Genomic DNA, 26623 nt, shown 5'->3' with positions numbered 1-26623 from the left:
TTCTACTACTTAACTTTTCGTTACATAGCTGTAAATTTTTCCGCCCACCTACTTACTGTTGGTAAACGTGATAAAAGAGACGCTCTAAATTTTAGAATTATTCATGATGCCGACTTTTATGAAAAGATGGGACAAGAAGACGAATATCTCCCTTCAACAAATGAATTCCGGCGGCAGCACCTCACAATTGAATCAAGCATAAATGTCTCTGACGCTATTGTTAAAACAATTATAAAAGAACAGCTTATAAAGCGTGATATTAGCTCTCGAACATTGAACCTGTTTGATTGGGCTAAACTTGAATTAAAAGGAGTTTGGACTTTTGCTGCTTGGGATGAAGAGAGAAATCACGTTATTTTTATGGAAATCCAACCAAATGGTAATTTTGAATTTTATGAAATAGAAGACCGAGGCATATTTAACTGGGAAAAATTTGACAAATATAAAGATGCTATGATAGATAGTAGCTCTGGGGATAAAAGCAGGACATTGGAAGGTCTTGTTATTTCTGATACAGGTGATATAAATCAGATATTCCGTAGCGATGAAATTACCATTCCTGAGCTTTCTAAAATTGAAGCTATTATCAACGAAGTCGAAACTGAGTTTCCCGAAAATAAGCGAAGTGGAAAGGCTTTGGCAGGGTTGATACAAGAATTTATGACTGAAAGTTCTAGGAAAGATAGTGAAGAACTTGTGAGATTTTCCGATGAATTACAAATTTTGGGTAGCAATGAACTAGACAAAAGAAGCTTCAAAAAACTTCTGAATGAAAGGCTAGGAAGGAGTTCAAATATTTCATCTGAATTACGGAACTATCTTCTAAACAAACATCACATAAGGCTGATTTTTTCAAAACAGAAGGAAAATCTCGAAGATTTATTTGACGCTTCTCTCAATATAAAATATTTCGGCGAGACTGAAAAAGAAGCATATTATTTCGTGGGAGATCAAAATGTAAAAGATTATTCTTTCAAAGATGCCTGTCATCTCCGTAAAATCCTTGCAGTAAAGGACTCGAAACTGATATTCAGACAACTCCTTCAAACTATGGATGTTGATTTTGTCCGCACAGGGCAAAGTACCGTAATCCCTTTTCCATTTAAGTATATTAGGGAGTATAAAAATTTTGGCGTTGCTAAATGACTGTATGAATCAGTATTCATCAGCTGCAATAACTATTAGTTTGACACATTCTACTTATGTTTCATTAAACCCCAATACACGGAGAAATATTTTCAAATAAACCCAATAGTAATGCTGACTAGAGTTATCGTATTGTTCTGTAACTTTATCGGACGCAATCAAGCCACATAAAAATATCAATGTAAAAATGTGGTTTTCACTACGCTATTACATTGAATTAGTAAGATAAACTTGCCGTATGTATGTCATCAAAGTACTTAGCTTCATCCAGTAACCAAAAAGGCATAAGCAATGACTAAAGAACCAGTCAAAGTAATATTATGGGAAGAAAATCAAAAAGATTTTCTAAAAAAGTTCTACGATCTTCAATTTACTCCCAGAGTAGGAGAGGAAGTTTACCTAAAAAAGGAGAGATGGAAAGTAACCAGAGTTGAGCATGATGTAGAAATTAGTGAGATTAATGTCTACATGGAATTAATCAAAAAAGCCAAGCAGGATAAATCATCTAATTCATAAATACAAGTAAATACACTCAACTATAGCAATCCTATTTGATTTGTGAGAATTGCGACCCGCAGATCCCCGACTTCTCGAAGAAGTCGGGGATCTTGTTTATGCGCGTTTGATTCAGGTTTTAAATTTTTATGCAAGGCGCGATGTCTACGACGGGCGTAGCTGCGACACAACAAGATTTGCAGCCAAGTGGTGACGATCGCACCCAATCTTATCTGTAACGATACACTATAAAAGTAAAGAAATGTAAAGAAATCAAATTTTGCAACCGTGGAAAACATCACATTGGGACAAAATGGCCCATCTGTTACACCCTTGTGCATCGGCACTTGGGCTTGGGGTGATAAACTATTTTGGAATTATGGCGATCGCTACGGCCCAGAACAGTTACAAGAAGCCTTTACCGCAGCCTTAGATGCTGGTATTACCTTCTTTGATACTGCCGAAGTCTATGGAATGGGATTATCAGAGAAATTTTTGGGGCAATTTCTGCAACAGACACAACAACCTGTACAAATCGCCACAAAATTTGGCCCCCTACCGTGGCGATTTACAGCCCAATCCGTCTCGGATGCTTTAACAGCCAGCCTCAAACGCTTGCAATTAGAGCGAATCGCCCTGTATCAAGTACATTGGCCTTTTGCCTTCTTTTTAAGTCAAGAAACTTTGATGAATGCCCTAGCGGATGAAGTGAAGCGGGGTAGAATTGCGGCAGTTGGTGTAAGTAATTACTCAGCAGAGCAAATGCGAGACGCGCATCAAATATTGGCGAACCGTGGAGTACCTTTGGCTGTAAACCAAGTGCGCTATTCTTTACTCAGTCGCCAAGTTGAAAGTAAAGGTATTATCGCAACTGCCCGTGAGTTGGGTGTGACTATCTTGGCTTATAGTCCTTTAGCACAAGGATTACTCACAGGCAAGTACAGTATTGATAGTGCTGAAACCCCCACTGGTGCGAGGAAAATAGACGCGCGATTTAAGAAAGAAGGACTGCAAAAAATTGCCCCAGTCATATCTGTGCTACGAAATTTCGGAGAAAAATACGATCGCACCCCTGCCCAAGTTGCTCTCAACTGGTTAATTGCTCAGGAGAATGTTATTCCCATTGCTGGGGTGAAGACAGCCGAACAGGTACGGCAAAATGCTGGCGCTTTGGGTTGGAAATTGAGCGATGATGAAATTGGAGAGTTAGAACTAGTTAGTCGTCCTTGGCTGTAGAGACGTTGCAATGCAACGTCTCTACTCAAACACAGGAATCTTTAAATTGATCTTCCTACAAACTGGTAGAAAAAATTACCCAAAAAGCCAAAAAGTCAAGAGCCAAAGTCAAAATCTTGACTTCTAACTCTCAACTCTCCAATTTTAGGTTTGGATTTTGGATTGAAGAAAAAACCTCAAATCTAAAATCCAAAATTTATTAACTTCTAACTGTTGACTAAGAAGCTGATTCTCTAGCTGTTGGTGAACCTATCTTTTTACTAGGAGATGCAGAAGACTCGTGCCCACTTGTCCGCAGTTTTGGCTTGGGAGAAGAATGTCTTTCATCTCCATTGCTGCTATCTGATTTCCACGCAGAACGGGGGCGATCGCTAGAAGATTCACGACGCTTACCGAGTCTTGGTTTGGGAGCAGAAGATTCTTCTTGGGGAATTTCCACGTCTGAACTCAACCAAGCGGGACGAGTTTGATCGTAAGCAATTTGCAATGCGGCTGCGGCAATCGCTTGAGCATCGTATTCTTCAATCAATTCGCTGACAATGGGCAAGAATGAAGCCAAACGCTCACCTGTCAAAGCTTCCCGCACTAGTTCTTGCAATTTCAGAATGTGTTTTGCTTCAATCTGGGCGCGTGTAGGAATCGTCAGCACTTGCCAACTTTGGCGGTTATGACGTTCAAATGTTTGCTGCTTGCGCCGCTCAAATGGTTGTACTAAAGAAATTGCTGTTCCTTCTTTACCAGCACGACCAGTACGACCAATACGGTGGACGTAGGTTTCTACGCTATCGGGTAAGTCGAAGTTGATTACATGGGAGAGTTGATCGACATCTAACCCTCGTGCTGCAATATCAGTTGCTACCACCCAGCGAACTTGACGGTTACGGAATCTGACTAATAACCGTTCCCGTGCTTGTTGAGACAAGTCACCGTGGTATTCATCTACACTGTGACCAGCGCCTTGTAACTGACTGGTAAGTTCGGCGGCGGTGCGTCTGGTGCGGACGAAGATTAAAGCTGTTTCTGGATCTTCCATTTCCAGAATTGGCTGTAAAGCTTTGGCTTTTGTCCAGTGGCGGGGGATCAGATAAGCTACCTGATTAATCTTGTTAGGAGCGGCTTTTGGCTGTTCAACGGTGACAGTTGCAGGCGATCGCAAGAACTTGTTCACCAACATCCGAATTGATGGTGGCATTGTTGCCGAGAACAAAGCTGTTTGGCGATCTACGGGCGCTTGCGAGAGGATTTTGATTACATCGTCGATAAAGCCCATGCTCAACATTTCATCAGCTTCATCCAACACAAACCACTTCACTTGATCGAGCTTTAAACAGCCGCGATCGAGCAAATCGATTACCCGTCCGGGAGTACCCACAACCATGTGAACGCCACGTCTGAGTTGTAACATTTGGCGGTCAATTGATTGACCTCCATAGATTGCTAACACCCGCAATCCTTCATTACCGATAAATTGGGCGATCGCATCGTGAACTTGCATCGCTAATTCACGAGTTGGTGTTAAAACTATGGCTTGCACGGCTTTCTGATTGATATCTAGCCGCTCTAAAATTGGCAGAGAAAATGCTGCCGTTTTGCCTGTTCCAGTTTGAGATTGACCGACCACATCACGACCGGCAAGCAATTGGGGAATTGCTTGCACTTGAATGTTAGTTGGTTCGGTAAAACCGATTTTTTCTAATTGTTCGACACGTTCTTGGGAAATGCCTAATTCTTGAAATGAAAGAGTCATTAATTCTCCTAAATTTTTTGTAAGGATTTTTGGATTAGTCATTTAGTCATTAGTTATTAGTCATTAGTCATTAGTCATTAGTCATTAGTTCTTGGCTATTAGTGAGCCAAGGGCGATAGCGTAGCCTCAACTCTTGGAGAAGCTATGCCAACGAATCCGCGAACTTCAGGTAAACCCTCATGAAAACTGCCATTAATGCAGTGTTGACCTCAGAACAAGGATGAATCTGTAAGGGTCATTTAACAAATGGACTTTGGACAAAAGACAAATAACAATTTAGTTATTGACTACCTGACCATAGAGGTCGTATGTATCAGCGTGGTGAATCGCTATTGGCACGATGGTTCCTAATTTTGCCTGGCCTTTGACATACACCAGACCATCAACCTCTGGGGAAAATCTACCTGAACGACCTATTAATTCACCACTTTCAGGATTTTCTTGCTCAATCAGGACATCAACGATTTTGCCTACTTCCTGTTGATTTTTCTTTTGAGAAATCGGTTGCTGGATTTCCATAAGTTGGTATCGGCGCTCGTCCATCACCAACTGGGGCAACTGATTTGACAATTTGTAAGCTGGGGTTCCTTCCTCAGAGGAAAAGGTGAAGACACCAACATGATCGAATTCATGCCGCTGAACAAACTCTAGTAGATGCTCAAAATGCTCGCTTGTTTCTCCTGGGAAACCAACAATAAATGTTGTCCGCAATACGGCTGTTGGTAGCGCCGTTTTGATGCGATCTATAATCCCATCATTTACGCGTCCTTGCCAAGGACGGTTCATGGCGCGGAGAACCTCTGGATGAGAATGCTGCAAGGGCAAATCCAGATAAGGCAAGACGTTGGGTGTTTCTTGGATGGCCGCTATCACATCTGGGGTCAGTCCCGTGGGATAAGCATAGTGCATTCTGATCCACGGTATATCTACTTTCCCCAAAGCACGAAGTAATTCGGCTAATTTTGGCTGACCGTAAATATCTAGACCGTAATTAGTGGTGATTTGGGAAATTAGAATAATTTCCTTTACCCCTTGACTAACTAACTGCTCCGCTTCGGCGACTATAGATTCAATAGTACGCGATCGCTGGTTCCCTCGAAGATGAGGAATTATACAAAATGCACAACGATAATCACAACCTTCGGCAACCCGGAGGTAAGCTACACCTTCGGTTGTAGTGCGATAGCGCGGTGTAGTTTCGTCGGCAATGTAAGTTGGCTCAATACTAACCTGTTTGACCCGCTCACCTTGTTCTACACGCTCAATTACATTTACAATTTTGTGATAATCGCCAGTACCCACAACGGCTACTGCTTCAGGTAACTCTTCCAAAAGTTGTTCTTGGAAGTGTTGCGCCATACACCCAGTGATTACGATTTTCTTGTTTGCCTCTGCCAGTTCTACCAAGGTTCTGACAGATTCTTGCCGGGCTGCTTCAATAAAACTACAAGTATTAACAATAACGTAATCTGCTAACTCTTCGTTTGTATCTACACCGTAGCCTGCTTCTACGAGCAGTCCTAACATATGTTCTGTATCAATTCGATTTTTCTCGCAGCCCAGGTGAGAAATGGCAATTGTTGGCTTGTCACCCATATTTTGAAAATATCTTCATTTTTTTTCTTGTAATCAAACATTCCAGCGCTAATTTCGCTTTTTTCCGATCACTATCCTTGTAATCACAATACAGCGGCAGATCCCCACTGTCAGTAATTGTCCGTGGACTTATGACCCTATCAATAATAAAAATAGAGGTCATGTTATGATATTCTTATCAATCTGTTCCCCAGGGTAAATTGAAGTGTCTTTGGGTACATTTGACACTTGTAATCTTTTTTAACAATTCGCCTATTGGTATTTTACATTACCGCAGCGTGTGCGTTGTTAACCTACCCATCGGGAAGCCGCCCAAAGGGCTTGTTGTGAGAAGTCGCTACCCTCAGGGAAATCGACGAAAGCGACTACGCCTATAAAGCAGTAATGCTACCCTGGCGATTGGCAAGTCCAACGACTGTGCGCGGACGAGACGCCTAAACCACGGAAAGCTGCCTTGCGTCTAGTGAGTGGCAAACTCCTCTTGTAGCCAGGTTTTATCTTAACATATCTTATGGGAGGTTTGACGCCAATTTCCATCTTAGGAAGGAGGCAGTAAACCGACTATCATAAAACACATTTGACTAGTTAATGAAAAGTCAAGAGTCAAGGGTCAAGAGAAGCCAGTCACGTGCGGGGTTTTCCCCGTTGAAGAGCCACCCTCCTATAGAGGTTCCCGACCTTCAGGGGAACGGGAACGGCGTTGAACTGGCGTTCAATAGTCAAAAAATTCTGGACTCTGGACTCCGCGAGGCGGATTAAAGACGTGGACTTATATCAGATATTTAAAACTCGCTCACCAATTATTGGCGTGGTTCACCTGCTGCCACTGCCTACCTCACCCCGTTGGGGAGGTAGCCTAAAAGCGGTGATTAACCGCGCCGAACAAGAAGCCGCAGCCCTGGCAAGTGGAGGGGTTGATGGTCTAATCGTAGAGAATTTTTTTGACGCGCCGTTTACCAAAAACCAAGTCGATCCAGTGGTTGTGAGTGCCATGACCATTGTGGTACAGCGGATACAGAATTTGGTGACTTTGCCTATAGGTTTAAATGTTTTGCGAAACGACGCCAGAAGTGCAATGGCGATCGCTAGCTGTGTGCAGGCACAATTTATTCGTGTTAACGTCCTCACAGGCGTGATGGCAACCGACCAAGGATTAATTGAGGGAGAAGCTCATCAACTACTCCGCTATCGACGGGAGTTAGGTTCTGATGTTAAAATCCTGGCCGATGTGTTGGTGAAACACGCTCGTCCTTTGAGTTCTCCAAATCTCACAGTCGCCGTAAAAGACACCATTGAAAGGGGTTTAGCAGACGGAGTGATTTTATCCGGCTGGGCTACTGGTAGTCCTCCTAACTTAGAAGATTTAGAACTAGCTTGTGGTGCAGCAGCTGGCACACCAGTATTCATCGGTAGTGGGGCTAATTGGGAAAATATTGATACATTAATGCAGGCAGCAGATGGTGTAATAGTTTCCAGTTCCCTGAAACGTCATGGACGCATAGAGCAACCAATTGACCCAATTCGGGTCAGTCAATTTGTGGAAGCTGCCCGTCGCAATTGGAACTCCAAAAGTGAAAGCAAATCAGCAGAACAAGTGAAGTTACATTCTTAATTGGGGCATGGGGAATGGGGAAGAAGCAAGGGAGCAGGCTTGCCGTGAGCGACTTGTACCGAGCGGAGTCGAGGTAAGCCGAACGGGAGTAAGGGAGAAGAGTTTTCCCCTCTGCCCCCCGCACCCCGCCCCTTTGCCTCTTTTCAATGCCGAATGCCCAATACCCAATGCCTATTAACCAATAACAATTTATGATTCGCCGCCGTTCTACTCCTTGGATTCATAAATGGTCACGTCCATTGATTGCCGCGATCGCTGGATGTGGTGCGCTGACAACAGGTTATCTCACCATAGAAAAGTTAACAGGAGGCAGTGCAGCTTGTGTGGCACAGGCTGGTGCTAAGGGCTGTAATGATGTGCTTTCCAGTCCTTGGGCAACAGTTTTTGGTCAGCCACTAGCCTTGTTTGGATTTTTGGCATATATCAGTATGGTGATATTTGCTTTGGCTCCCTTGGTATTCAACTCAGGGGAAAATAATAGCCGCAAACAATTGGAAAATTGGACGTGGTGGCTGCTGCTGGCAGGTGCGATCGCTATGTCTGTCTTTAGCGGCTACTTAATGTATGTGCTAGCATCTCAAATCAAAGCTATTTGTCCTTACTGTATCGGTTCAGCTTTGTTCTCCCTCAGTCTTTTAGTACTGACGATTATCGGTCGAACTTGGGAGGATATTGGACAAATCTTCTTTACCGCTCTAATTGTAGGGATGGTGACGCTGATTGGTACTTTAGGTGTCTATGCTGGCGTGAATCAATCTGTTACATCTGGAACTCCTGGACAACCCGTTAAAATTACCTTTAATTCCAAAGGAGACCCTAACCCAGCATTCGGTTGGGAAGTTACCACTACTTCTGGTGAGGCAGAAATAGCCTTAGCACAGCATCTAGCGAAGGTAGGTGCTAAGGAATACAGTGCTTACTGGTGTCCTCACTGCCATGAACAAAAGCTACTTTTTGGTAAAGAAGCCGAGGAAATAATCAATAATGATATTAAGGTAGAGTGCGCTCCTGATGGACTAAAAGCTCAAACAGAACTGTGTAAAGCTGCAAAAGTTGAAGGCTTCCCCACTTGGATCATCAATGCTAAAAGCTATAGCGGAGTCCAAAACTTAGAGGAACTAGCGAAAGTTTCTGGTTACACAGGGCCTCGTAACTTCAAGTATTTCAAGTAATTTCCTTGAGTTAGCCTCAGCCGCGGTTGCCAATTGGGAAGGCTACACCCACCAGTACGGTGTAGTATCACAACCTATTAGCATGGCAAGCTTAAAATAGTGCATTAGACGTAGGCAGGTAGGTTGGGTTGTGCTCCGCTCCACCCAACCTACAATTTTTTGCAACATTTTAGCCTTGCCACGCCACTATACATAGTCAACTGGATGAATACAGCAAAGTCTGTTTCCAGTTGGCTTTTTTGTTTTTGGTAATAGATGATAAATGTTGTCCAATACTTACTCCATTACCAATTTTTTTGCGGCTTTTATCGGACAACACTTGAAGCTGAAGGAAATTAATCAAGTATATTTACTCTAATTTAATGTATATTTTAATTTCTTTTTGCAGCACTTTGGAGCCACCTTGGGATGTAATCATGTCAGCGCCGAACCCAAAGGTGTGTCTGTTGGAAGTTACCGTAATTCTCAGTAAAATATTTAATTAGATCATAAATGTACGAGTTTAATTGAGTAAGCTTTACCAAACAAGGCTTTGGACGTTAAATTCACTGAACTCACTTTCAACAATATTTCTTAATTTGTGCTGATAGCTACAAAAGCCTCAGTTACCGTTTAGTCAGATAATTGGACTCAATATATGGTAATACATCACAAATACCACGATATTTTGAAGAACCTTGCTGAGTTGAAAAAACTCTTAGAAACTCTATTTAGCTCCCGCTTGAGCTATGTTAGTCCGATAGTTAATAGCTTAGAACTTACGCACTGTACAAATTTATTATCTTGTGCATTAACAAAAATACCTTCTTTCAAACCAAAGGATATTTGATAAATAGCGTAGGCGTAGCCCGCCGCAGGCATCGCCTAAAAACTGTCGTATAGCTATAGGAAATAGAGAATATTTCTGCCTACTAGGTAATGGGAATGAATCAGCAGCTAGGCAAGCGTTTTGTGAAGTTAATCTTTGGACTGAAACAATCGCTTAGTCGAGGGCAGAGAGAATTGATTACTGCCGCCAGCGTTGCAGTCTGCGTCCTGCTTTTGCACTCCATTGGATTATTGCAATCTTTGGAGCTGTCAGCTTTGGATCAATTTTTTCGCTTACGTCCAAATGAACCGCCAGAAGACCGGATTACGATCATAGTGATTGATGAGGCTTATTTAAACGAAGTAGGTTCGTGGCCAATTCCAGATGCGAAGGTTGCCCAGTTGTTGCAAAAATTAAATGTCCACAAACCCCGTGCGATTGGCTTAGATATCTACAGAAATTTACCAGTAGAGCCTGGTAATCAAGAACTACGTAATGCTTATCAGTCAATGCCCAACTTGATTGGTATTGAACTACTAGCAAATGATAACAACAAAAACTTTAGTGTTTTGCCTCCACTGGGACTGAATCCGGATCAAGTGGGCTTTAATAACGTGCTGTACGATCTTGATGGTAAAGTACGTCGCAGTTTGTTGTATTGGCACATTAAAAGTGAAGTACATGAAAGTTTTGCCCTGAAGCTGGCTTTATTGTATTTAAAGTCAAAGGGAATTACTCCCGCCAAAGCAAAAAGTAACCCTGAGTATTTGCAATTAGGTAAGGCAGCATTTACTCGCTTTGAGGCTAATGATGGTGCTTATGTGGGAGCTGATGATAGAGGCTACCAAATTTTGGCTAATTTTCCCAAACCCAAATGTCAAAGTTCATCTGGAGAATTTTGTAGTTTTCGCCAGGTATTGATGAAAGATGTACTGGCTGATCAAGTCCAAGAAAACTTAATTAAAGATCGGATTATACTTATTGGTTCCACCGCACCTAGCCTCCAAGATTTTGTATTCATTCCCTACTCCAGCAGTCTAATGGGTACGGCAAAGCCTGTACCTGGTATTCAACTGCAAGCTTATTTTATAAGTGAGTTAATCTCCGCTGCTGTTAATGGACGAGCATTATTCAAAGTCTGGCCTGACTTGGTGGAATACTTGTGGGTTTTTCTCTGGTCTTATTTAGGAGCCGTGACAACATGGCGGATACAACACGCAACTAGGAGCCTCCTCAGTGTACTAGTTTCTTGCTTTGTATTAACCCTGAGTGCATACCTTGCTTTCTTGTACGGTTGGTGGATACCGCTCATTCCCTCACTGTTTAGCTTTGGCAGTTCAGCTATTTGGATTATCAGTCATATTGCCCATGTACAGGAAGAGTGGAAACGTTCCAAAGAATTTTTGCATCACGTCATTAACACGATTCCTGATCCAATTTTTGTGAAAAATGAACAACACCAGTGGATTGTTTTAAATGAGGCGTATTGTCGATTTATTGGTTATCCCAATAAGTTGTTAATTGAAAAGTCAGACTATGATTTTTTCCCTAAACATGAAGCTGATGTGTTTCGACAACAGGATGATCTTGTTTTGAGGACTCAGAAACCTCAGGAAAATGAAGAAGAATTTACAAATGCAGATGGACAAACTCATCAAATTGCCACTAAGCGATCGCTCCACAAAGACTCAGCAGGCAATTTCTTTTTAGTCGGGGTCATCCGAGACATTACTCAGCGCAAGCTCATAGAAGAACAGCTCAAACGTACTGCTGCTGAACTATTCCGCTCTAACAATGAATTAAAACTCAAAGAAGACCACTTGCGTTATTTAGCGTATCACGATCCCCTCACGGGTTTATCCAATCGCAAATTTTTTGCTGAACAACTTTACGAGTCGTTACATTGGGCGCAACATAACAACTTGTTACTGGGACTGCTGTTTATTGATCTAGATGGCTTTAAGCAAGTCAATGATACTCTGGGGCACGAGACGGGCGATCGCTTGCTAATGACGATCGCTGGAAGACTCAGCAGTTCTTTACGCTCTAGTGATACAGTTTCTCGTTTGGGTGGCGATGAATTTACTGTGATTTTACGGGCAATTCCTAATGTCCAAATAGCTGCTAAAGTCGCCGAGAAAATTTTAAGCAGTATTACCAAACCAATTGTTTTGGACGGCTATACAATCCGAGTTTCTGCCAGTATTGGCATTAGTGTCTACCCATACAACAGTCAAGACAGTGAAACTTTGATGAAACAAGCCGATGCAGCAATGTATCGTGCCAAACACCTGGGTAAAAATCGCTACGAGTTTGCTTAATTAATCAAGAATCAAGCCTTCAGTTTTTTTTTACCTTAGTCAATATTTTTACCTTCAAATTAGAAATGTGGACTGAAGACATGCCCAAGGCACTGTCTTGAAAAAACATGGCGTATATGCTGAGAGCTTGCTTTGTAGGCAAAATGCAGACATAGCAAGGCTTTTTACCTGAAGACTAAACCTAATAACACAGGTTAGAAAGCAATTAGTCATCAGAGCTAATTAGAAAAACAAATAATTTAAAGTAAAAATATTTACTTTTTAAAATATACCTCTACTTACTCGGTTTATTGCGATATTTCATAGTTATATAGTTTTTCAAATCCTTAGAAAATACCAATTATCTTGTTTTGTATTTATATATCTTTACTATAACTATATTTTTTATATACAATAAAATAAGTATTACTTAATGTTTTATCGAAGTTATTATTTGGCAAACCTAGTGTTTATACTTAAGAATATTAAGGTATTATTAATAAATAGTGAATTAGCCAACATGCCCACAGTGATTCATTAGCATATCTAACTTTAGACTGATGCAAAAATAGACAATTAAGAATATCACTTAAGTATAAATATTATTTAATACCAGCAAATTAAGGCTAATCTCCAAGCAAATATCACAATTACTTGTACAAGACCAGTAATAATTTAATAAAGTTAAAATATTATATTTTCATAAAGGCCAGTAAATATACGGTAAATACTAAAAAGTACCTTTGAAATGAAAAAGTAGTAAATTTACTGAAAACAATGAAAACTAATCTCCGAATTACAAAGTTGATAATATTCTGTATAGGTGCTTACATATTAATACCGAAAGTAGCCACTTGCACAGGCATATACAGCACTACAAGTGCTAATGCTTTTGGCGCTACTAGCAATAACACCTTAATTGCTGGCAAAGTCAATTCTCAAAATTTAAAAGATACGTATATTCCACCGAATTATGGTGGCCCTGACAGTCATCATGGTAGCGGCACTCGCTAATAGCAATTTTAGATTGTGGTAAAGCAGCGCGATCAGACAGCTAGCGTCTTGAACAGCACATCCTTTACTTGGAAATATCTCATCGCCCTTGGGAAATGGCAAGGAGTCATGGAGGTCACGAGCATCATTACCCATACCCATACTCTTAAAGCTTGTTACACGCAGCAGCTACCACACTAGAAGGCGTTGTTTTACTCATATACAAGATGTCTCACCCTAACCTTAGCTGTCAGGCTCTTTAGGGTAATTTATTCAAGACAATAGTGGAGATTTCCACCAATGATGTGTTTGTACAAGTGTGTGGACTTGCCAATTTGGGTCTGGTTGAGGATAATCTAAACGGTAGTGTCCGCCTCGGCTTTCGGTTCTAAAAGCAGCACTTTTGAGAATTAAATCAGCTACGTCTAATAAATTACGGGTTTCTGCCCAAAGTCCCAACTGCCGTTCAACATCTGGTAGGTCAAAACTAGCTGGTTCTGCTGGGCGTAAAGCAAGCAAGAATTGACTTAAAGGCAAGGCAGCGAAATCTTGCTGCCAAGATTCAATAGTAGCGATCGCACTTTCCAGCCTTGATTGTTCCCGACAAATACCAGCACTTTCCCACACTAGACGTGGTAATTTTTCCCTGAGTGCTTCTAGCTGTGCTTGCTGGATGTGCCACTCACTAGCATCAGGACTAAATTTCCGTAATGGCAGCACTGGTATTTCTGCTGGCAGCCCAATATTTTCTAACTCAATATTAGCCATCTGGGCCCCAAACACAATACATTCCAGCAGAGAATTACTGGCAAGGCGATTTGCCCCATGCACTCCTGTACTAGCGGTTTCACCCACTGCGTACAAACCAGGGATATTCGTGCGATTCATCAGATCCGCGACAATTCCACCCATCCAGTAATGGGCAGCTGGGGCTACAGGAATTGGTTCATGGAAGACATCAACGCCCCAATGCTGACAAACTTTGATGATGTTGGGAAAGCGGTGACGAATCTTGTCGGCGGGGATGGGGCGCATATCCAACCACACATGGGCAGTCGCCAAATCAAGAGCGGTGCGTTGTAAATGGCTGAAAATTGCTCTACTGACTACATCTCTAGGTGCGAGTTCACCGGCAGGGTGATAGTCAAAGGCAAAACGCCGCCCTTCATTATCGATGAGATGTGCCCCCTCGCCGCGCACAGCTTCGCTAATCAGGAAGCGATCAGCACCAGGTTTAGTGAGGGCAGTGGGATGAAATTGGACAAATTCTAAATCGCGGAGAATGGCGCCGACACGAGATGCGATCGCTACCCCATCACCTGTACTCACAGCCGGGTTAGTGGTTTGGGCAAATACCTGACCGCCGCCGCCAGTTGCCAGTACCACAGCACCAGCTTTTACCCAGGTGATTTTACCTTGATGAAACAGGCTAATTCCCTGACAGCGACCAGTTTCGGGTTCAATCCACAAACTCAAAGCTAAAGCTTGCTGAATGACTTGAATATTCTGGCGACGTAATACTTGAGCGGTGAGGGTAGTGGTAACTTCCCTGCCTGTGGTGTCCGCAGCGTGGAGAACACGGCGGCGAGAATGGGCGGCTTCTAAAGTTAAAGCCAGGGCTTGGCCATGACGGTCAAAAGCTACCCCCAAGTTAACTAGAGATTGAATACAGCTAGGGGCAAGTTGGGCGAGAAATTCGACAGCGGTGCGATCGCATAAACCCGCACCTGCCTGGATCGTATCTTCAATGTGCAGCCTGGGAGAATCTTCTGGGTCTACCGCTGCGGCAATGCCACCTTGGGCCCAATCACTGGCGGACAAAGCAACGGTTTCTTTAGTAATCAAGCCGACTCGCAATGATTCTGGCAGACACAGCGCTGTGTATAGTCCAGCGGCACCAGCGCCGACTACTAAGACATCAAATTGGCTAGGAATATCTATCTGGGGCAAGGTTATGGGGGATGGGGAGCAGGAGGAGTAGGGGGAGTAAGGGGAGACAAGGAAAAAATTTTACTTTGTTCTCCTTGTCTACCCTTATCTCTAATAGAATAATCCCACTCCCTAGAATCAGGAGTGGGCTGCTATTTGCTACATTAACTGCACATGCAGTTATCTATAGATACCGTTGTTAAAGCGATCGTCTCCCTCGTTAAAGGCAGGCTCTAGTTCTGTTACGGTGAATTTATCTAGGTTGGCTTGCAGGGTTTGTTTTTGGCGATCGCTCAATCCTGGAAGATCCAATACATCCTCTACCTTTTGGTAGGGAGCATTGGTGATGATTTTCTTAGCCAGGGTGGGATAAAGCCCTGGGAACTGTTGAAAAGCTCGGACGTTGGTATTATTCAAATCAATTTTTTTACCAAATTCCGTTCCTAGTTTAGCGTCTGCCCGATTCTGCCGCTCAATTGCCAGAACTGGGACTTGGGGAAAAGCAAAACTGTTGAAACTAGCAGCTTGGGCTATCTGAGTTGTTCCCAACCATCCCCAGCAACTAAGTAACAAACTAAACACTGTTAATAAACGCGCCAATCCTTTCACGATTTTTCTACCTCTTTCCATCAAACAGAAATAAAAGTTTTAAGCTAACAGTGGTCATTAGTCATTAGTCATTAGTCATACCCTGCGGGAAGCCGCTAATGCGTCTACGTGAGAGCGCTAAGGACAAAGGACAAAGGACAAAAGCTGATAGCTTAATTAACACAGCAGTCATCAGAAACTAATATACAGCGTATTAATATCCACAATATTTACTGTTACTGGGTTTGACTATACTTTTGTCAAAAATTTCTATCGTGGTAAGAGTGCCCGATAGCTGCAATAGCGTTGCATCCGTGATCCTGGTAGAATTCCCAACTAGAGGAAATCTTTTCAGGGTGGCTGATTCTACCTCCCAAGTAGACACGAAACCGTGCGATGTCTAATACCAAAAATCCTACCAAGGAAGACTTAATGCCGATGAATTGTTATGTAATATTTCTTAACTAATGAATCATCTACAGCATCATTTCTGATGTGCCGTAAATTGGGCTAGAAAAAGTTTTGGCAAGAGAAGCCTAAAAGTGCATTGCAACCTCCTGCTTTATTCACGCTGCGATCGCCGCTAACAAAAATAGGCTGTCTACCAAAATTGTACTCAAAACTGCGCCACCAAAGGCATACCAGTATCTTTGCTTTTGACCTAAAGGTAAAATACCGACTGTTAACAGCACTAGGGCGAGAATTATAGCCCAACTTTGTCCCCAAGGTGTTTGTACTTGTATGAGAGCATTTTGTAATATTTGCGATGCGCCATCTGCATCTACTCTCATGATTTGCCGCCAATAGGGCATCAAATCTACTAGATAAAAATATACATCTGTTAAAACTGTACCGAGTAAAGAACCTAAATAAAACCAGCTACCCACCTTGCCCCAATTTTTCAGCAGACACCAGCAAGCAAACGGTAAACCGATTGATTCCATCGGCAGATGCCATAAAGGTTCCCAACGTAACCAGCCCCAGTAAATCGCTCCTGCTAACCAACTCCAGCTAAAGCCTAAAAGCAAATCCCCCCATACATAAGTTGCAGTCCGTGACATTAAGGCAAAACTTAGCCATACCCAAAATGCTGTTAGCGCTAAACTCAGACTTGGTAGCGATCGCACTATTGGCGCTTCTATAAATACTGGTACTGATACCAAAAACACCGCCGCCACAAACACTAACCAACTTTGTCGCTCAGAAATAGATAAGGGTAAAGAGGGAGAAAAGGAGAGTGTAGATTCCAATTGCCTGATACCCTGCTGCCCAGTATCAGCTAAATCCAACTCGGTATCAATAGAAGGGGTAGAAGCGGTGTAGGAGGACAGTGTATTATTAATCAAAGTTTTTAATATTTGTTACTAAACTTTATCTTATTTAAGATATCACATTTTAAAATCCCCCCCTGGGGCATTGCGATTATACTGAAATTTCCTGGAGCGGTGGTGCAAACCAAACAAAACATTCTGTGCCAGACTAATCCATTAAAGTTGCACTATTTACATGACTCTTCTGTAGTTCCTTGTAAATGAGGGACTACAGAGAGGTGAAGGGTAAAATTTAACAGCTAAAAAGTGAACTGGTATTAGTCCGCTAAATATTAAAGTTTGATGAATTTCCCAAATTGCGTTGACTTATTGAGATGGGTGTAAGAACATAGTCAGCGTCTTCGATGATGTTATTGATCGGTAAAATTGAATTTTCTACAAGATTGGGTGCAATAGAGAGTATATAAAGCAACATCATCAGCCAAACAATGTTCATCACAATATCTAGAACAGGAAAAAGGTATTAATTGTATATGGAGTTTATTCAAGCTTTTATTTTAGGTATTGTTCAAGGGATTACAGAGTTTTTGCCAATTAGTAGCACCGCACATCTTCTAATTGTAACAAAGCTATTTGGTTGGAAAGAACTAGGTTCTAAAGATTTTGTTGATGCAATTCAATTTGGCAGTGTTATAGCAATTGTGGGGTATTTTTGGTCGCTGATTTATAGTATTGTCAAAGGTGGAATTGAAGCACTAAAAGCCAAAGATTGGCAACGTGAAGAATGGAAGATTCTTGTCGGTATTGTCGTAGGAACAATGCCTGCTTTAATTTTCGGCTTTCTTTTGAAAGATATTTTACCTGAGAGTGCATTAATTATTGGCATTATGTCAATTATCATGGCACTTATACTAGCTTTGGCTGAAAAAATTGGCAGTCGGAAGCGAGGTTTTGAGTCATTGCAGATTCAGGATGGTATTTTGGTTGGATTGGGACAAACACTTGCTTTGATTCCGGGCGTCTCTCGTTCTGGCTCGACGTTGACGACTGCCTTATTTTTAGGATTAGAACGCGCTACAGCAGCGAAATTCTCATTTTTGTTAGGGTTTCCAACTCTTACCATTGCGACGCTGTATAAAAGCCTAAAAATATTCAAGTTGTTTCAAGCCCACCAGTTGCCAGATAACATTCTTGGACTGTTAATTGTAGGAATTATTTCAACCTTGATTTTTTCCTACCTATCAATTGCATTTTTGATCAAATACTTAGCAACCAAAAACACTTTGATTTTTGTATGGTATAGATTAGCATTCGGTAGTGCGATCTTACTGGCGATCGCAGCAGGTTGGAAAGGATAATAGTCATTAGTCATTGGTCATTGGTCATTAGTCCAAAGTAAATGACTAATGCCCCATGCCCTATGCTCTATACCCCATACCCTATGAATACTATTCATCTTCATCCTGCCCGAATTACCAAAGTTCTTCCAGACTCAATAGCCGCAGAGATTGGCTTTGAAGCTGGGGATGCGATCGTTGCAATCAATGGTACACATCCCCGTGATTTAATTGATTATCAGTTTTTGTGTGCTGATGAAGTCTTGGAACTAGAAGTTTTAGACGCTACTGGTAAAACTCATAGCCTAGAAATCGAAAAAGATTATGACCAAGACTTGGGGCTAGAATTTGAAACTGCCTTATTTGATGGCTTAATTCAGTGTAATAACCGCTGTCCATTTTGCTTTATCGACCAACAGCCGCCAGGTAAGCGTACTAGCTTGTACTTGAAAGACGACGATTATCGTCTGAGCTTTTTATACGGCTCTTATCTTACCCTAACCAATTTACCAGAAAGAGAATGGCAACGGATTGAACAGATGCGCTTGTCTCCGTTGTATGTTTCTGTTCATGCCACGGAGGCTGAAATTAGAATTAGACTGCTAAAAAATCCCCGTGCGGGAAAAATCTTAGAACAACTCAAGTGGTTTCAAGAAAGGCGACTACAAATTCATGCTCAAGTAGTTGTTTGTCCTGGTATAAATGATGGCAAACATTTGGAACAAACTCTCAAAGATTTAGCGTCTTTTCATACTGGTGAAGTGCCTGTGGTGGCATCGGTGGCAGTTGTCCCAGTTGGGTTGACACGATTTCGACCCCAAGAAGATGAACTCACACCCGTAACCAGAGAAAAAGCCAAAGAAGTGATTTCTCAAGTGCGATCGCTCTCGCGGCAATTTCGCCAAAAGTTCAGTTCCAGCGTTGTTTGGTTAGCCGATGAGTGGTTTTTGATTGCTGGTGAGGAATTACCCAGCGAATCTGAATATGAAGAATATCCCCAAATTGATAACGGAGTTGGTTCAATTCAATTATTTCTCAAGCAATTTGCCACCGTTGCAGCAGAATTACTGCCGCCAAAAGTTTATCCTCAGAGAAGATTCACTTGGGTAGTGGGCAACGCCGTAGAAAAAGCATTTCAACCAATTTTGAAACGCTTAAATCTTGTTGAAGGTTTAGAAGTCAATATGCGTGCTTTATGTAGTGATTATTGGGGACAAACTATCAGTGTAACCGGATTACTAACTGGTCATGATTTGCTTTTAAACTTAGCAGGGCAAGATTTAGGTGATGGGATTTTGCTACCGAATGTCATGTTAAAAAATGGTGAATTAGTATTTTTAGATGATATGAGTATTCAGGAATTAGCTAGCAGACTAAATACAAAAATTTTTCCAGTAGCAGGAGTTGAAGATTTAATCCAAACATGTATTTTGAATTAGGCTCAGGTTGAATTGTCAAAGATCCGTTGTTCTTCGGAGGTAATTTATTGTTATGCTGGATGATAAATAAGAAGTAATGCCTAATAACTAATCCACTGAGGAGTCAGGAGTGAAGAATCAGGAAAAGTATCAGAAAAAGGCAAATTTAAAAATAAACAAAGCCGGATTCTTCATTTTAGGTTTTAAGTTTTTAATTTTAAATAGTTTTAGTATTTTGCCAGTAACGGCGGCGACTGAAGATCCTGTATTGAGCGTAGTATATGGCCAAGAAAATGCGAATCAATGGACAGGAATAAGCGATCGCTTACAGGCAATAGGGGTGAAATATTGTGTAGTTCCTCTAAATGATGTCAAGAGTGGGGCAGATTGGGGCGAACGTCGAGTATTATTTTTGCCAAACATTGAGACATTAACACCTACCCAAGCGATCGCCCTAGAAGAATGGATGAGTAAGGGAGGGCGTTTGATTGCCAGTGGGCCTATAGGTAGTCTGTCATCGCCAGGAGTACGACAGTTATTGCGATCGCTCTTGGGAGGTTATTGGGGATTCAGCCTCAGTGATACAGAACAGATTCAACCCGCAAAAACCAAGATCCCAGAATGGGCAAATCAAACTGGACTATTTGGCAAAGTGCGTGGTGGCGTTGTGATTCCCAACGATATGGGCACTGGATCTCCTGCTGTTTGGAATTCCAAAGATAATCCTGCCGCAGTAGTGACAACTGAGCGTTCCACCTTTTTAGGCTGGCGTTGGGGAACAGATACAGCCTCAGCCGCCGAGTTAGATAATGCCTGGTTAAAAGCTGCTCTCAATCACTATTTGACAGCACCAGCGCCATCAAATCGCATGAAAAAAATAGCAGGAGGTTCCCAAAATTGCTCTACGACTGTGGCGGCTGCACCGAGGGAGACACGGGGAAATCTCCCCATCACCGCGTCTCCCCCTCCCCGTATCTCTCCATCCCCCACTCCTCCTAAAACTGCCACCGCTCCCATATCTAGACCATTGCCTATGGTGAAACCCCCAAGTTCTCAGGAGGCTATTGACCAATTGGAACAAGCGGTGCGTCTAGATGTTCTACCCAACTCCAATGAGCCGATTGACAACAACCAAGCGATCGCCCTCCAACAAGAGCTAGAAAATCTGATTGGTCGTGTAGAAAGCGCTCATTTAGCGGTGTTAGCCGATGCGGCTAATGTTGGTGAAGCGATATCTGAGGGAAAGCAGTCTTCTAGGAATTTGAACATCTACACCCCTCAATCTGTCAAGGAACAGCCGACGCAATTGGCCTCAACTAAAGTGGGGGGGCTAGTCATAAGTAAAGACCAAGCCTTGGCACAGGTAAGGGTAATTGCCAAAAATTTACCCCTATTGATTGCCCAGAAAAACTACGCTTTGGCTCGTCAGCAGTGGCTGGTCGCTAAAACGACTTTGTGGCAGCAGTTTCCTGTTGATCGGAGACTGGCTCAACCAGAAATTCGGTCAGTTTGGTTAGATCGCGGGACGATTGTTCGTGCTGGTAGTAAGGCGGGACTAGCCCAGATTTTTGATCGCCTCGCCCAAGCCGGGATTAATACCGTCTTCTTTGAAACTGTTAACGCTGGCTATACCATTTATCCCAGCCAAGTCGCAAAAGAGCAAAACCCATTAATTCGTGGGTGGGACCCACTGGCAGAAGCGGTGAAACTAGCCCATGAGCGAGACATGGAATTACACGCTTGGGTTTGGACTTTTGCTGCTGGTAACCAACGTCACAATGAAATTCTCAATCTGAATCCTGATTATCCAGGGCCAGTACTGGCGGCTCATCCCGATTGGGCAAACTATGATAACCTTGGCAACATGATTCCCGTTGGGCAGACTAAGCCATTCTTCGATCCAGCCAACCCCGAAGTGCGGCAGTACTTGCTCAAACTGTTTGAGGAAATTGTCACTAAATATAATGTCGATGGTCTACAGCTAGACTACATTCGCTATCCTTTTCAAGACCCATCAGCAGGTCGAACCTACGGCTATGGCAAAGCTGCAAGAGCGCAATTTCAGCAACTTACTGGTGTAGATCCGGTAAATATTTCTCCTAGCCAAGCAGACTTGTGGCAAAAGTGGACAACATTTCGCACCGAGCAAGTTGATAGCTTTGTTGCTCAAGTATCACAGCAGTTGCGACAAAAGCAACCAAATTTAATTTTGTCGGTTGCAGTATTTCCTTTGCCGCAACTAGAGCGGATTCAGAAAATTCAACAAAACTGGGAAACTTGGGCAAGGCGAGGGGATGTAGATTTAATCGTTCCCATGACTTATGCTCTGGATACTTCTCGCTTTCAACGACTTGCTCAACCCTGGATTGCCTCTAAACAATTGGGAGCTACCTTATTGGTGCCGGGAATTCGCTTACTTTCTTTGCCAACAATCGGGACATTCGATCAACTCCAGTTGGTAAGAGACTTGCCAGTTAGTGGTTATGCACTCTTTGCCGCAGAGAATTTTAACAACGATCTCCAAAAACTCTTTAGTAGCACCCAAGGAAGGGTTAAATCCACAACAAGTGAACCGATTCCTCACCGCCAGCCTTTTCAAACTGCCGCTATCCGTTACACTGCGCTGCAACGGGAATGGAAATTTGTTTTCCAAAATGACCAACTACAAAGGCCTGCTCAGACAATTTCAGATTTTAACAACCAGGCAGAAGTTTTACGCAGTGCTTTAAATCAGCTTGCCGCTTCCCCTTCTCCTAGTAAGCTACTAGTAGCGAGAGCCTCTCTAACTCGCTTTCAGTCTCAATTTCGGGTATTAATGAGCCAAGAACTTAAGTCCAATTCCTATCAAGTCAAAGTTTGGGAAAATCGGCTTGTAACTATAGAAAGGCTATTGCGTTACGGCGAACGGCGGGTGCAGTTGCGTCCTTAATGAAGAGGCAGGGAGGCAGGGGGACAAGGAGAATAACCAATGCCCAATTTCCAACTAGCTGGATATAAGCTAGGTTGTAATTCTTAACACACTTTTTGTAGTGTTTCTATCCCAAATATTACTACTTATTTGGCGTCAAAATATTGGAAAATACTTAGATAACCAGCTTTAGATAACTATTGTTTAATAATAGCTATCGGAAAAACCTATGCAAGCCTTACCTCAGCTTCTAGGGCTACAAAACTTAGACTCAATAATTGACTGTTTGCTACCGATGATTATGCTAGAAAAATCACTATTAGGTGTGATGTGTACGACGGGCTACGCATACGCACTGATGCTAGCACAGCGCAAGAGTGTATTTGTTTCTTCATCTTCGCAGGTACTGGAGTGCTTCATCAAGCATGATATGGTACTGCTGGTAGCTTCTGGGACTAGCTTGAAAACAGCCAATATTTTTGAAGTTATGCATACCTCGGTTATGACATTGAACATGTCAGATTTTTTGGAGATAGTCTCAGTGCTATCACTGTTACGCCAGCAGTGGTTGGATTTACTAGCAGTTATAGATAACCAAAGTAACATTACCTCTGAAAGTATCTGTCAAACACTGGCACAAAAAACAGAGAAAACTAGAAGTAAGACTAATATTGGTTCCTTTAAGGTAGAACATCAGATTCTCGTTGAGAGACTATTACCCAAGTACAAATCATTACTAGCACGCGCTATAGTACGTAAAGATACGACAGGCAAATACACTCACCTCATTGAAGTTCATGAGGAGGATTTGGACTTCTACCGTAAGTTTAATACTAGGGTTATGCAGACGAATACGCCCAAATATCACATAATCATGACTGAAATATTCAATGGTGTGTTGATTATTGGTAAGTCAGAAGCGGGAAAATTAGAGTATAAACCAACAGCCTTCAATTTGGTCGAATACTGGCGACAATTTTTAGAAAAAGTACAGATGAATCTGGACTATCGGCGGTTGATTTCTTTCACCAGTCAACATCAATCTGTAACCTGCTGCATGGATGAAAAACTGCTGGAACACATTTTTAATTTTAAAAAAATAAAATATAAATTGAGGTAATTATGCCCAAAATTTTAATAATAGAAGATGAGGAAGCAGTCCGTGAAAACATTTTAGATTTGCTAGAAGCTGAGGATTTTGAAACTATTGCGGCGGCTAATGGCAGAATCGGGGTACATTTAGCTATCTCTGAAGTTCCCGATTTAATTCTCTGTGATATGATGATGCCCGAAATTGACGGTTATGGCGTGCTAACAGCGTTACGCCAAGATCCATCAACGGCAACAATTCCCTTTATTTTTCTAACTGCCAAATCTGCCAAATCTGACTTCCGTCGAGGTATGGATATGGGTGCTGATGACTATATAACTAAGCCATTCACTCGGGCTGAGTTATTAAGTGCCATCATGAACAGGTTAGAAAAACACGCTACTTTAAAAAGGTATTTATCTCCTCAGACTATAATTAACAACTTGTCTCCAAAAATGCAGTTGTTAGAAATTAGTTTACATCGGGCTATAAAACAATATAATTTTCAAGAATTTGAAATTTACTATCAACCAATAGTCGATATTGCTTCTGGTAAGATAGTAGCTGCTGAAAGTTTATTACGCTGGCAAAGTCCAGAATTGGGGATGATTTACCCAACAGAATTTGTTCCGTTAGCAGAGTCTACAGGTTTAATTGTTCCTATCGGTAAATGGGTATTAAAAAGTGTATGTAAGCAAATTAAAACCTGGCGTGATGCCGGAATTAATTCCTTGCTTGTTGCTGTAAACCTGTCAGTAATTGAATTTAATCAACCAGATTTTATTAATAAAATAGTCAATTTTATAGCTGTCAATGATTTAGAACCACATTATTTAGAACTAGAACTCACTGAAAGTATGATTATGCAAGATGTAAATAGTGCGATCGCTACTATGAATAAATTGCAATCCTTGGGTGTAAAAATTGCGATCGATGATTTTGGAACTGGTTACTCTTCTTTAATTTATTTAAAAAATTTACCAATTAATACATTAAAAATCGATCGTTATTTTATCCATAATGTTGCTAACGATCCACAAAAGTCAGCCATTACCAAGGCATTAATTCAAATGGCTCACAATCTCAATCTAGATGTAGTTGCTGAAGGTGTAGAGACGGAAGCAGAACTGGCTTTTTTGCGTCAGCACAACTGTAATTCTATGCAAGGGTTTCTATTTAGTCGTCCCTTACCAGCAGCAGAATTTGAAAATTTTTTGTTAACTAACAAATGCTTATATGTTTAACTATTGGGCATTGGTAAAGAGGAGGGAAAAGGACGTTCGGTGAGCCGCAGAAGGCAGAATTTTTAATTTTTAATTGATTTCCCCAGTCCCTTAACTAACTAATAAAAATCAAACTTTAGACTGGCGACAATTATTAAGTCTCAAGTCTAGAGTGGGAAAGTTGTGCATAGTGTCTACCATCATGAAAGTTCCTGCGCGTTTCTTGCTGCCAGTTTTTTTACTGACCTTGACAGCAGCCTGTAACCAAACTCGCGCTGACTCAGATAATCCCACACCACAAACATCTGTACCTTCTGCCCAACTGACACAGAATTCTACACAGCCAAAAAATATCGTCCGAACTGAAGCACTTTCACCTACACCCATCCGAATCAATCTGAAGAATTTACCAGCACCCTTCGCTACAGAAAGTGCCTCCAAGCGGCCTGAGGTTGTGCCCATTCCGCAAAATCCGGTGTTGCGCGTACCACCAGGCTTTACAGTAAACGTTTTTGCCGAAGGTTTAGATGCCCCACGCTGGCTAGCTTTAACCCCCAGTGGTGATGTTCTAGTGACTGAAACCGGGCAAAACCGCATTCGTTTGTTGCGTGACAGCAACGGCGATGGTGTAGCTGACGTTCGAGAAACCTTTGCTAGTGGGGACAACGGACTCAATAGACCGTTTGGTATGGCTTTTGCAGATAATTCATTTTTTCTGGGGAACACAAATGCTGTGGTGCGTTTTCCCTATACCCAAGGTCAAAATAAAATTATAGGTAAGGGGGAAAAAATTGCCGACTTACCTGCTCAAGGTTATAACAACCATTGGACGCGCAATGTCGTTGTCTCGCCCGATCGCAATAAATTATATATTTCAGTTGGTTCAGGAAGCAATGTGGATGAGGAACCCCTACCACGGGCTTCGATACAGGTGATGAATTTGGATGGTTCCCAGCAGCAAACTTTCGCTTCCGGCTTACGTAACCCTGTTGGTTTAGACTTTCATCCTGTAACTAAGGAACTTTATACCACTGTCAACGAACGCGATGGAATCGGTGATGATTTGGTTCCAGACTATCTGACACGCGTTCAGCAGGGGAAGTTCTACGGCTGGCCCTATGCTTATCTAACACCAAACAACCTCGATCCGCGCCAAAAGACGGATGATAGAAGTAAACGTCCCGATTTAGTAGCCCGGACTCAAACGCCAGATGTACTGTTCCAGGCGCACTCCGCAGCATTGGGTTTGCAGTTTTATGATGGTAAAACGTTTCCCAAAAAATACCAGAACGGTGCTTTTGCGGCTTTTCGTGGTTCTTGGAATCGCGATCGCGGCACTGGTTATAAAATTGTATTTGTTCCCTTCGATGCTAAAGGGCGATCGCTTGGCTACTACGAAGACTTTCTCACAGGATTTTTGCTAAATCCTTCTGTACCAAGCACTTGGGGACGACCTGTAGGTTTACTCGTTTTGCCAGATGGCAGTTTACTACTAACAGAAGAAGCCAATAATCGGATTTATCGGATTCAGTATACGGGGGAGTGAACAATTCACGTATTCAAACATTTAGAAATTCACGGATAGGATCTGTTGCCTAAAGTAAAGTTAGAGCAGTTGTCATCAATAGAAACGTTGTGACTGTATAGGACTCATATTTGATTTTTGAACAAAACTCAGTACACCTTTATTCCTTCTTCCCAGTCCCCAGTCCCCAGTCCCCAGTCCCCAGTCCCCAGTCCCCAGTCCCCAGTCC

The 26623-nt window shown here is 42.2% G+C and carries 18 protein-coding genes; 13 read left to right on the top strand and 5 right to left on the bottom strand.

The genetic code is table 11. The features are described from left to right. The 3 genes from HWQ44_RS04830 to HWQ44_RS04820 form a co-directional block, all read left to right on the top strand. A partial coding sequence (locus HWQ44_RS04830) for a hypothetical protein (protein ID WP_292715586.1) occupies nt 1-1146 on the top strand: 1146 nt, incomplete at its 5' end. A 291-nt stretch (nt 1147-1437) separates the two neighbouring features. Further along, entirely contained in the window at nt 1438-1662 is a 225-nt protein-coding gene (locus tag HWQ44_RS04825; RefSeq protein WP_292715583.1) for a hypothetical protein, read from the top strand. Between the two features lie 267 nt (nt 1663-1929). Then, nucleotides 1930-2877: an aldo/keto reductase gene (locus HWQ44_RS04820; RefSeq protein WP_292715580.1), complete on the top strand. Its 948-nt coding sequence runs from the start codon at nt 1930-1932 to the stop codon at nt 2875-2877. 217 nt (nt 2878-3094) lie between these two features. Here HWQ44_RS04820 and HWQ44_RS04815 read toward each other — a convergent pair whose 3' ends face one another. After that, nucleotides 3095-4624, bottom strand: coding sequence for a DEAD/DEAH box helicase (locus HWQ44_RS04815; protein ID WP_292715577.1), 1530 nt, complete (start codon nt 4622-4624; stop codon nt 3095-3097). A 276-nt stretch (nt 4625-4900) separates the two neighbouring features. Beyond that, nucleotides 4901-6220, bottom strand: a complete 1320-nt coding sequence (gene rimO, locus HWQ44_RS04810; protein ID WP_292715574.1) for a 30S ribosomal protein S12 methylthiotransferase RimO — start codon at nt 6218-6220, stop codon at nt 4901-4903. A gap of 763 nt (nt 6221-6983) precedes the next feature. Here rimO and btpA point away from each other — a divergent pair. The 4 genes from btpA (at nt 6984) to HWQ44_RS04790 (ending at nt 13126) form a co-directional block, all read left to right on the top strand. Continuing rightward, complete coding sequence (gene btpA / locus HWQ44_RS04805; protein WP_292715571.1) at nt 6984-7832, top strand: photosystem I biogenesis protein BtpA; 849 nt, start codon at nt 6984-6986, stop codon at nt 7830-7832. Between the two features lie 191 nt (nt 7833-8023). After that, a complete protein-coding gene (locus HWQ44_RS04800) occupies nt 8024-9004 on the top strand; it encodes a vitamin K epoxide reductase family protein (protein WP_292715568.1) in 981 nt (326 codons plus the stop codon). A gap of 924 nt (nt 9005-9928) precedes the next feature. Further along, complete coding sequence (locus tag HWQ44_RS04795) at nt 9929-12133, top strand: CHASE2 domain-containing protein (protein ID WP_292715565.1); 2205 nt, start codon at nt 9929-9931, stop codon at nt 12131-12133. Nucleotides 12134-12889: 756 nt separating this feature from the next. Then, nucleotides 12890-13126, top strand: a complete 237-nt coding sequence (locus tag HWQ44_RS04790) for a hypothetical protein (RefSeq protein WP_292715562.1) — start codon at nt 12890-12892, stop codon at nt 13124-13126. 252 nt (nt 13127-13378) lie between these two features. Here the strand turns inward: HWQ44_RS04790 and nadB are convergent, their stop codons facing one another. The 3 genes from nadB to HWQ44_RS04775 form a co-directional block, all read right to left on the bottom strand. After that, on the bottom strand, nt 13379-15055 hold the full coding sequence (gene nadB, locus HWQ44_RS04785) for an L-aspartate oxidase (protein ID WP_292715559.1): 1677 nt from the start codon (nt 15053-15055) through the stop codon (nt 13379-13381). 159 nt (nt 15056-15214) lie between these two features. Then, nucleotides 15215-15643 (bottom strand): photosystem II complex extrinsic protein PsbU, encoded by a 429-nt coding sequence (gene psbU / locus HWQ44_RS04780; RefSeq protein WP_292715556.1) that lies wholly within the window; start codon nt 15641-15643, stop codon nt 15215-15217. 545 nt (nt 15644-16188) lie between these two features. After that, the gene (locus HWQ44_RS04775) at nt 16189-16968 is read right to left on the bottom strand and encodes a DUF3120 domain-containing protein (protein ID WP_292715553.1); all 780 of its coding nucleotides are present in this window, start codon (nt 16966-16968) and stop codon (nt 16189-16191) included. 458 nt (nt 16969-17426) lie between these two features. Here HWQ44_RS04775 and HWQ44_RS04770 point away from each other — a divergent pair, with 458 nt between their 5' ends. The 6 genes from HWQ44_RS04770 to HWQ44_RS04745 all read left to right on the top strand — a co-directional run bounded on the left by HWQ44_RS04770 (nt 17427) and on the right by HWQ44_RS04745 (nt 26415). Continuing rightward, the gene (locus HWQ44_RS04770) at nt 17427-18251 is read left to right on the top strand and encodes an undecaprenyl-diphosphate phosphatase (RefSeq protein WP_292715550.1); all 825 of its coding nucleotides are present in this window, start codon (nt 17427-17429) and stop codon (nt 18249-18251) included. Between the two features lie 83 nt (nt 18252-18334). Beyond that, nucleotides 18335-19669 (top strand): TIGR03279 family radical SAM protein, encoded by a 1335-nt coding sequence (locus HWQ44_RS04765; RefSeq protein ID WP_292715548.1) that lies wholly within the window; start codon nt 18335-18337, stop codon nt 19667-19669. A gap of 109 nt (nt 19670-19778) precedes the next feature. Then, complete coding sequence (locus HWQ44_RS04760) at nt 19779-22577, top strand: family 10 glycosylhydrolase (protein WP_292715545.1); 2799 nt, start codon at nt 19779-19781, stop codon at nt 22575-22577. 208 nt (nt 22578-22785) lie between these two features. Further along, nucleotides 22786-23676 (top strand): hypothetical protein, encoded by an 891-nt coding sequence (locus HWQ44_RS04755; protein ID WP_292715543.1) that lies wholly within the window; start codon nt 22786-22788, stop codon nt 23674-23676. A 2-nt stretch (nt 23677-23678) separates the two neighbouring features. Next, nucleotides 23679-24890 (top strand): EAL domain-containing response regulator, encoded by a 1212-nt coding sequence (locus HWQ44_RS04750; protein ID WP_292715540.1) that lies wholly within the window; start codon nt 23679-23681, stop codon nt 24888-24890. Nucleotides 24891-25071: 181 nt separating this feature from the next. Continuing rightward, nucleotides 25072-26415, top strand: coding sequence for a sorbosone dehydrogenase family protein (locus HWQ44_RS04745; RefSeq protein WP_292715589.1), 1344 nt, complete (start codon nt 25072-25074; stop codon nt 26413-26415). The last annotated feature ends 208 nt before the right edge of the window (nt 26416-26623 follow it).

The sequence above is a fragment of the Nostoc sp. JL34 genome (genome assembly GCF_017114945.1).
GTDB lineage: Bacteria > Cyanobacteriota > Cyanobacteriia > Cyanobacteriales > Nostocaceae > Nostoc.
This window is presented reverse-complemented; position numbering and strand designations above follow the sequence as displayed.